The sequence below is a fragment of the Salmonella sp. 741265116_PST genome (assembly GCF_046567715.1).
Taxonomy (GTDB): Bacteria; Pseudomonadota; Gammaproteobacteria; order Enterobacterales; family Enterobacteriaceae; genus Salmonella; species Salmonella enterica.
Window position 1 is genome coordinate 149,654 of the sequence record NZ_JBKFPH010000008.1, and the last position, 9,752, is coordinate 159,405.

Below are 9,752 nucleotides of genomic sequence, written 5' to 3' on the forward strand. Positions count from 1 at the left end.
TAGTCGGCAAGCAGACGTCAGATTGATATGTAGGGTGCATTGTCACCCTTTTTTTTGCGTAATACAGGAGTAAACGCAGATGTTTCATTTTTATCAGGAGTTAAGCAGAGCATTGGCTATTCTTTAAGGGTAGCTTAATCCCACGGGTATTAAGCCTAACCTGAAGGTAGGACGACGCAGATAGGATGCACAGTGTGCTGCGCCGTTCAGGTCAAAGAAGTGTCACTACCTGATGTTGAATTCAGTGAGATGGAGTGACGCCACAAAACAGGATGACAAACCATGTCCAGTCGTATCGATAGAGACGTGATTAATGCGCTAATTGCAGGACATTTTGCGGACCCTTTTTCCGTACTCGGAATGCACCAGACCCAAGCCGGACTAGAAGTCCGCGCCCTATTACCTGACGCCACCGACGTATGGGTGATTGAACCCAAAACCGGACGTAAAGTCGGCAAACTGGAATGTCTCGACGCTCGCGGTTTTTTCTGCGGCGTTTTACCCCGACGTAAAAATTTCTTTCGCTATCAGCTCGCCGTGACCTGGCACGGACAGCAGAACCTCATCGACGATCCTTATCGTTTTGGTCCATTAATACAGGAAATGGATGCCTGGCTATTGTCGGAAGGCACCCACCTGCGTCCTTATGAAACGCTGGGCGCGCACGCCGATACGATGGATGGCGTCACTGGCACCCGTTTCTCCGTCTGGGCACCTAATGCTCGTCGCGTTTCGGTTGTCGGGCAATTCAACTATTGGGATGGGCGTCGCCACCCGATGCGTCTGCGCAAAGAGAGCGGTATTTGGGAGCTGTTTATCCCCGGCGCGCATAATGGACAACTGTATAAATTCGAGCTGCTTGATGCGAATGGTAATCTGCGCATTAAAGCCGATCCCTATGCTTTTGAGGCGCAGATGCGTCCGGAAACGGCGTCGATGATTTGCGGACTGCCGGAGAAAGTGACGCCAGGCGAAGAACGACAAAAAGCCAATCAGTTTGATGCGCCGATCTCGATTTATGAGGTGCATTTAGGTTCATGGCGCCGCCATACGGATAACAATTTCTGGCTGAGCTATCGTGAGCTGGCGGATCAGCTTGTGCCTTACGCCAAATGGATGGGCTTTACGCACCTTGAACTCTTGCCGGTCAACGAACATCCGTTTGACGGCAGTTGGGGCTACCAGCCGACCGGCCTCTACGCGCCGACCCGCCGCTTTGGTACGCGGGACGATTTCCGCTATTTCATCAATGCGGCCCATGCGGCGGGCCTTAACGTCATTCTCGACTGGGTGCCGGGCCATTTCCCGTCCGATGAATTTAGCCTCGCGGAGTTTGACGGCACCCACCTCTATGAGCACAGCGACCCGCGCGAGGGCTATCACCAGGACTGGAATACGCTGATCTACAACTATGGTCGTCGTGAAGTCAGTAATTATCTGGTGGGCAACGCCCTGTACTGGATGGAGCGTTTTGGGATTGATGCACTGCGTGTCGATGCGGTGGCCTCTATGATCTACCGCGACTACAGCCGCAAAGAGGGCGAGTGGATACCGAACGAGTTCGGCGGTCGTGAAAACCTGGAAGCCATTGAGTTTCTGCGTAATACCAACCGCATTATTGGCGAGCAGGTGCCCGGCGCGGTCAGCATGGCGGAAGAGTCGACAGACTTCTCTGGCGTGACGCGTCCACCGGAAACGGGCGGCCTGGGGTTCTGGTACAAGTGGAACCTGGGCTGGATGCACGACACGCTGGACTATATGAAGCTGGACCCGGTGTACCGCCAGTATCATCACGACAAGCTGACCTTTGGTATGTTGTACAACCATACCGAAAACTTTGTTCTGCCGCTGTCGCACGATGAGGTGGTTCACGGCAAGAAATCCATTCTCGATCGTATGCCGGGCGATGCGTGGCAAAAATTTGCCAACCTGCGCGCCTATTATGGCTGGATGTGGGCCTTCCCCGGCAAGAAACTGCTGTTTATGGGGAATGAGTTTGCCCAGGGACGCGAGTGGAACCATGACGCCAGCCTCGACTGGCACCTGCTGGAGGGGGGCGATAACTGGCACCACGGGGTTCAGCGTCTGGTACGCGATCTCAACCACACCTATCGCCACCATAAAGCGTTGCATGAGCTGGATTTTGATGCTTACGGCTTTGAGTGGCTGGTGGTCGATGACAATGAACGCTCGGTACTGATTTTTGTACGCCGTGATAAAGCTGGTAACGAGATCATCGTCGCCAGCAACTTTACGCCCGTTCCTCGCCACGACTACCGCTTTGGCATCAACCAGCCGGGACGCTGGCGTGAAATTCTCAATACTGATTCGATGCATTATCACGGTAGCAACACCGGCAACGGCGGCGTGGTGCACAGCGATGAGATCGAAAGCCATGGCCGTCAGCACTCTCTTAACCTGACGTTACCGCCGTTGGCGACGATCTGGCTGATGCGGGAGGGGGAATGACGCAGCTTGCGATCGGCGAAGCAACGCCGCATGGCGCAACGTATGACGGTCATGGCGTGAATTTCACGCTCTTTTCCGCCCATGCGGAGCGCGTAGAGCTGTGCGTTTTTGATTCCCGAGGGAATGAGCGTCGCTATGACCTGCCAGGACGTCGCGGCGATGTCTGGCATGGTTATCTGGCAGGTGCCAGGCCAGGTTTGCGCTATGGCTATCGCGTACATGGCCCGTGGCAACCAGCGCAGGGGCATCGGTTTAATCCGGCGAAGTTACTGCTTGATCCTTATGCGCGCCGGGTCGAGGGCGAACTAAAAGATCATCCGCTGTTGCACGGCGGACACGATGAACCGGACTACCGCGATAACGCGGCGGTGGCGCCGAAAAGCGTGGTAATCAGCGACCATTATGACTGGGAAGATGACGCCGCGCCGCGCACGCCGTGGGGAAAAACGGTCATCTATGAAGCGCATGTCAAAGGACTTACCTACCTGCATCCGGAACTCCCCCAGGAGATACGCGGCACCTATAAAGCGCTCGGTCATCCGGTCATGTTGGCGTACTTCAAACAGCTTGGCATTACGGCGCTGGAACTGTTGCCGGTGGCGCAGTTTGCCAGCGAGCCGCGCCTGCAACGTATGGGGCTGACCAATTATTGGGGTTATAACCCGATGGCGATGTTCGCGCTGCATCCCGCCTGGGCCAGTTCGCCCGAGACGGCGCTGGACGAGTTTCGCGATGCGGTGAAAGCGCTGCATCGCGCGGGGATTGAGGTCATTCTGGACATCGTATTAAACCATAGCGCCGAGCTGGATCTGGACGGTCCAACCTTCTCCCTGCGCGGAATTGATAACCGTAGCTATTATTGGATAAGGGACGATGGCGATTATCACAACTGGACGGGGTGCGGCAACACGCTCAATTTAAGCCATCCCGGCGTGGTGGAATACGCGTGCGAGTGTTTGCGCTATTGGGTGGAAACCTGTCATGTCGATGGTTTTCGTTTTGATTTGGCGTCCGTCATGGGGCGCACGCCGACGTTTCGCCAGGATGCGCCGCTGTTCGCCGCGATTAAAGCGTGTCCTGTGTTATCAACGGTCAAGCTGATTGCTGAACCGTGGGATATTGGCGAGGGCGGCTATCAGGTCGGGAATTTTCCGCCACCGTTTGCCGAGTGGAACGACCATTTTCGCGATGCGGCCCGCCGATTCTGGTTGCCGCGTAACCTGACGATCGGGGAGTTTGCCTGTCGTTTCGCCGCTTCCAGCGATGTGTTTAAACGCAATGGTCGCACGCCCGGCGTCTCGGTCAATCTGCTCACGGCGCATGATGGTTTTACGCTCCGGGACTGCGTCTGTTTCAATCAGAAACACAATGAGGCGAACGGTGAGGAAAATCGCGACGGCACCAACAACAATTACAGCGACAATCATGGTAAAGAAGGATTAGGCGGTCCGCTTGATTTAATGGAGCGGCGGCGCGACAGCATTCATGCCCTGCTGGCGACGCTACTGCTCTCTCAGGGAACGCCGATGCTGCTGGCAGGCGATGAACACGGCCATAGCCAGCACGGCAACAATAACGCCTACTGTCAGGATAATGCCTTAACCTGGCTGGACTGGCAGCAGGCAAACCGTGGGTTAACCACGTTTACCGCCGCGCTGATTCGTTTGCGTCAGCAGATACCGGCTTTAACCGACAATCGCTGGTGGGAAGAAGGTGATGGCAACGTGCGTTGGCTGAATAAAAACGCGCAACCCCTGAGTGCGGATGAGTGGCAAAACGGGCCTAAGCTGATGCAAATTCTGTTGTCGGACCGTTTTCTGATTGCGATAAATGCCACGCTTGAGGTGACAGATATCGTTTTACCTGAAGGGGAATGGCGCGCCGTTCCCCCATTCGCTGGAGAGGATAATCCGGTGATAACGGCGGTCTGGCAGGGACCTGCGCATGGACTGTGTGTGTTCCAGAGAGGATAAAAAAGGAGTTAATCATGGTGAGTTTAGAGAAGAACGATCGTGTAATGTTGGCGCGCCAGCTGCCACTGAAATCTGTTGCCCTAATCCTGGCCGGCGGCCGCGGCACGCGTCTAAAAGATTTAACGAACAAACGCGCCAAACCTGCCGTCCACTTTGGTGGGAAGTTCCGCATCATCGATTTCGCCTTATCGAATTGTCTGAACTCCGGGATTCGCCGTATCGGCGTGATCACTCAGTATCAGTCCCACACGCTGGTGCAACATATTCAGCGCGGCTGGTCACTGTTTAGCGAAGAGATGAACGAATTTGTCGATCTGCTGCCAGCCCAACAGCGAATGCAGGGCGAAAACTGGTATCGCGGTACGGCAGACGCGGTGACCCAGAACCTGGATATTATTCGTCGCTATAAAGCGGAATATGTCGTCATCCTGGCAGGCGATCATATCTACAAGCAGGACTACTCGCGTATGTTGATCGATCACGTTGAAAAGGGCGCGCGTTGCACGGTGGCCTGTATGCCGGTGCCGATCAAAGAAGCGACGGCGTTCGGCGTGATGGCGGTCGATGAAAGCGACAAGATTATTGATTTTGTCGAAAAACCGGCGAATCCCCCCGCAATGCCTGGTGACGCCAGCAAATCGCTGGCCAGTATGGGCATTTACGTTTTTGACGCCGATTACCTGTATGAATTGCTGGCGGCAGACGATAAAGATGACGCGTCCAGCCACGATTTCGGTAAAGACATTATCCCCAAAATCACCCGCGAAGGTATGGCTTACGCGCATCCTTTCCCGCTCTCCTGCGTGCAGTCCGATCCACAAGCCGAACCGTACTGGCGCGATGTAGGTACGCTGGAAGCTTACTGGAAGGCGAACCTGGATTTAGCCTCGGTGACGCCGGAGCTGGATATGTATGACCAGAACTGGCCTATCCGTACGCATATGGAATCGCTACCGCCTGCGAAATTCGTGCAGGACCGCTCCGGTAGCCACGGTATGACGCTGAACTCGCTGGTCTCCGGCGGCTGCATTATCTCCGGTTCGGTGGTGGTGCAATCTGTGCTCTTCCCACGGGTGAGAATAAATTCTTTTTGTAATATTGATTCGGCAGTGTTGTTACCTGAGGTTTGGGTAGGGCGCTCCTGCCGTTTACGTCGCTGTGTTATTGACCGTGCCTGTATTATCCCGGAAGGCATGGTGATTGGTGAGAATGCGGAAGAGGACGCTCGTCGTTTCTACCGTTCAGAAGAAGGTATTGTACTGGTCACGCGTGAAATGCTGCGCAAACTGCAGGTCAAACAGGAGCGATAATGCAGGTTTTACATGTATGTTCAGAGATGTTCCCCCTGCTGAAGACTGGGGGGCTGGCGGATGTGATAGGCGCGTTGCCTGCGGCACAAATTGCGAATGGTGTTGATGTTCGCGTTCTGCTTCCAGGGTTTCCCGATATCCGTCGGGGGATACCCGATGCGCATGTGGTGAGCCGCCGCGATACTTTCGCCGGTAAGATATCGCTGCTGTTCGGGCATTATAACGGCGTGGGCATTTATCTGATCGACGCGCCGCATCTATACGAGCGTCCAGGCAGTCCCTATCACGATACGAATTTATATGCCTATACCGATAACGTGCTGCGCTTTGCCCTGTTAGGGTGGGTCGGCTGTGAAATGGCCTGCGGACTTGATCCATTCTGGCGCCCCGACGTGGTGCATGCGCACGACTGGCACGCCGGGCTGGCGCCCGCCTATCTGGCGGCGCGCGGGCGGCCGGCGAAATCGGTCTTTACCGTACACAACCTGGCCTATCAAGGCATGTTTTATGCAAAGCATATGGATGACATCGAACTGCCGTGGTCATTCTTTAATATGCATGGGCTGGAGTTCAACGGACAACTCTCCTTTTTGAAGGCCGGTTTGTACTATGCCGACCATATTACGGCGGTGAGCCCGACCTATGCGCGTGAAATTACCGAACCGCAGTTTGCTTATGGTATGGAAGGCCTGCTGCGTCAGCGTCATCTGGAAGGGCGCTTGTCCGGCATACTGAACGGCGTGGATGAGAAGATCTGGAACCCGGAATCCGATCTGCTGCTGGCGTCGCGCTACACGCGCGATACCCTGGAAGAGAAGGCGGAAAACAAACGTCAGCTACAAATTGCGATGGGGTTGAAGGTTAACGACAAAGTGCCGCTGTTTGCCGTGGTAAGCCGTCTGACCAACCAGAAAGGTCTGGATCTGGTGCTGGAGGCGTTACCGGGGCTGCTGGAGCAAGGCGGGCAGTTGGCGCTACTCGGCGCAGGCGATCCGGTGCTTCAGGAAGGGTTCCTCGCGGCGGCGGCGGAACACCCAGGGCAGGTTGGCGTACAGATCGGCTATCACGAAGCTTTCTCGCATCGCATTATGGGCGGCGCGGACGTTATTCTGGTGCCCAGTCGTTTTGAACCGTGCGGCTTAACGCAGCTATATGGCTTAAAGTATGGCACGCTGCCTCTGGTACGGCGTACCGGGGGGTTGGCCGATACGGTCTCCGACAGTTCGCTGGAAAATCTGGCGGACGGTATCGCCAGCGGTTTTGTCTTCGAAGACAGTAACGCCTGGTCGTTACTACGCGCGATTCGGCGTGCTTTTGTGTTGTGGTCACGGCCTTCGCTTTGGCGGTTTGTACAACGGCAGGCGATGGCGATGGATTTTAGCTGGCAAGTTGCCGCGAAATCATACCGCGAGCTGTACTATCGCTTGAAATAGTCATCCAGGAATCATTTATATGAATGCTCCGTTTACTTATGCATCGCCCACTCTCAGCGTTGAGGCGCTTAAGCATTCTATTGCCTATAAGCTGATGTTTACGATTGGTAAAGACCCGGTCATTGCCAATAAACATGAATGGCTGAACGCCACATTGTTCGCGGTGCGCGATCGTCTGGTGGAGCGCTGGCTGCGTTCTAATCGAGCCCAATTATCGCAGGAAACCCGGCAGGTTTATTACCTGTCGATGGAGTTTTTGATTGGTCGTACCCTCTCTAACGCGCTGCTCTCGCTGGGCATTTATGATGACGTTAAAGGCGCGCTGGAGGCCATGGGCTTAGATCTCGAAGAGCTGATCGATGAAGAGAATGACCCAGGGCTTGGCAACGGCGGTTTAGGACGGCTGGCGGCTTGCTTCCTGGACTCGCTGGCGACGCTAGGATTACCGGGTCGCGGGTATGGCATTCGCTACGATTACGGCATGTTTAAGCAGAATATTGTCGACGGGCGGCAAAAAGAATCTCCGGATTACTGGCTGGAATATGGCAACCCGTGGGAGTTCAAGCGGCACAATACGCGCTATAAGGTGCTTTTTGGCGGGCGCATTCAGCAGGAAGGTAAAAAAGCGCGCTGGATTGAGACGGAAGAGATCCTGGCCGTCGCGTATGATCAGATCATCCCCGGTTACGACACTGACGCCACTAACACACTGCGGCTGTGGAATGCGCAGGCCAGTAGTGAAATCAACCTCGGTAAATTCAACCAGGGCGACTACTTTGCGGCGGTGGAAGATAAAAACCACTCTGAGAACGTTTCACGGGTGCTCTACCCGGACGATTCCACCTATTCCGGACGAGAGCTACGCCTGCGCCAGGAGTATTTTCTGGTCTCGGCGACAGTGCAGGATATCCTGCACCGTCATTATCAACTGCATAAAACCTATGAGAATCTGGCGGATAAAATCGCCATTCACCTCAATGATACGCATCCGGTGCTGTCAATTCCGGAGCTGATGCGCCTGCTGATTGATGAACATAAATTTAGCTGGGACGACGCGTTTGAGGTGTGCTGTCAGGTCTTCTCTTATACCAACCATACGTTGATGAGCGAGGCGCTGGAGACCTGGCCTGTCGATATGCTGGGGAAAATTCTGCCCCGTCACCTGCAGATTATCTTCGAGATTAACGACTATTTCCTGAAAACGTTGCAAGAGCAATATCCCAACGATACCAGCCTGCTTGGACGCGCGTCGATTATTGATGAGTCGAACGGCCGCCGGGTACGGATGGCCTGGCTGGCGGTGGTGGTCAGCCATAAAGTCAACGGCGTTTCTGAACTCCATTCCAACCTGATGGTGCAGTCGCTGTTCGCGGATTTTGCGAAGATTTTCCCGACCCGTTTTTGTAACGTCACTAACGGCGTTACGCCGCGCCGCTGGCTGGCGTTGGCAAACCCGCCGCTGTCTGACGTGCTGGATGAGAATATTGGTCGTACCTGGCGTACCGATCTTAGTCAGCTCAGCGAGCTGAAACAGCATTGTGATTATCCGCTGGTCAATCATGCTGTGCGTCAGGCGAAGCTGGAAAATAAAAAACGGCTGGCGGTAGTGATAGCGCAACAACTGAATGTGGTGGTAAACCCTAAAGCGTTATTTGACGTGCAGATTAAGCGTATTCACGAATACAAGCGGCAGTTGATGAACGTACTGCATGTCATTACCCGCTATAACCGTATTAAAGAAAATCCGGAGGCCGACTGGGTGCCGCGGGTGAATATTTTTGCCGGTAAGGCGGCTTCCGCCTATTACATGGCAAAACATATCATTCATCTGATCAACGACGTGGCGAAAGTGATTAACAACGATCCGCAGATTGGCGACAGGCTGAAAGTGGTGTTTATCCCGAACTACAGCGTCAGCCTGGCGCAGGTGATCATTCCCGCTGCCGACCTGTCTGAGCAGATTTCGCTGGCAGGGACAGAAGCTTCCGGCACCAGTAATATGAAATTTGCCCTGAACGGCGCGCTCACCATTGGTACGCTGGATGGCGCGAACGTAGAGATGCAGGAGCATGTCGGCGAGGAGAATATCTTTATCTTCGGTAATACTGCCGAAGAGGTGGAAGCGTTGCGCAGGCAGGGTTATAAGCCTCGCGACTATTATGAAAAAGATGAAGAGCTACATCAGGTACTGACGCAGATTGGTAGCGGCGTCTTTAATCCGGAAGAGCCAGGTCGTTACCGCGATCTGGTAGATTCGCTGATTAACTTTGGCGATCACTATCAGGTGCTGGCGGACTACCGCAGCTACGTGGACTGCCAGGATAAGGTGGATGAGTTGTATCGTCGCCCGGAAGAGTGGACGACAAAAGCGATGCTCAACATTGCCAATATGGGCTACTTCTCATCGGACAGAACCATCAAAGAGTATGCCGAAAATATCTGGCATATTGATCCGGTACGGTTGTAGGCGCGGGTTGATGTGACTTGATATCCATGTGTCAGGAATCGGGCAGCAGCAGATAATGTCGCTGCCTTTTTTATTGCTAACATCTTTCGGAAGTTGAGCA

At 54.3% G+C, this 9,752-nt stretch carries 5 protein-coding genes; all 5 read left to right on the top strand.

Annotated elements, in window-relative coordinates:
• The first annotated feature begins 282 nt into the window (after positions 1–282).
• From glgB to glgP, 5 genes are read left to right on the top strand one after another with little or no spacing between them, the layout of a single operon-like run.
• Entirely contained in the window at positions 283–2,469 is a 2,187-nt protein-coding gene (gene glgB, locus ACLD11_RS08235) for a 1,4-alpha-glucan branching enzyme (RefSeq protein WP_000098543.1), read from the top strand.
• On the top strand, positions 2,466–4,442 hold the full coding sequence (gene glgX, locus ACLD11_RS08240) for a glycogen debranching protein GlgX (protein ID WP_411014774.1): 1,977 nt from the start codon (positions 2,466–2,468) through the stop codon (positions 4,440–4,442). The genes glgB and glgX overlap by 4 nt, the downstream gene beginning before the upstream one ends.
• A 14-nt stretch (positions 4,443–4,456) precedes the next feature.
• Complete coding sequence (gene glgC, locus ACLD11_RS08245; protein WP_411012409.1) at positions 4,457–5,752, top strand: glucose-1-phosphate adenylyltransferase; 1,296 nt, start codon at positions 4,457–4,459, stop codon at positions 5,750–5,752.
• Entirely contained in the window at positions 5,752–7,185 is a 1,434-nt protein-coding gene (gene glgA, locus ACLD11_RS08250) for a glycogen synthase GlgA (protein WP_411012408.1), read from the top strand. The genes glgC and glgA overlap by 1 nt, the downstream gene beginning before the upstream one ends.
• Before the next feature lie 19 nt (positions 7,186–7,204).
• Complete coding sequence (gene glgP, locus ACLD11_RS08255; protein ID WP_411014775.1) at positions 7,205–9,652, top strand: glycogen phosphorylase; 2,448 nt, start codon at positions 7,205–7,207, stop codon at positions 9,650–9,652.
• Positions 9,653–9,752 lie beyond the last annotated feature (100 nt).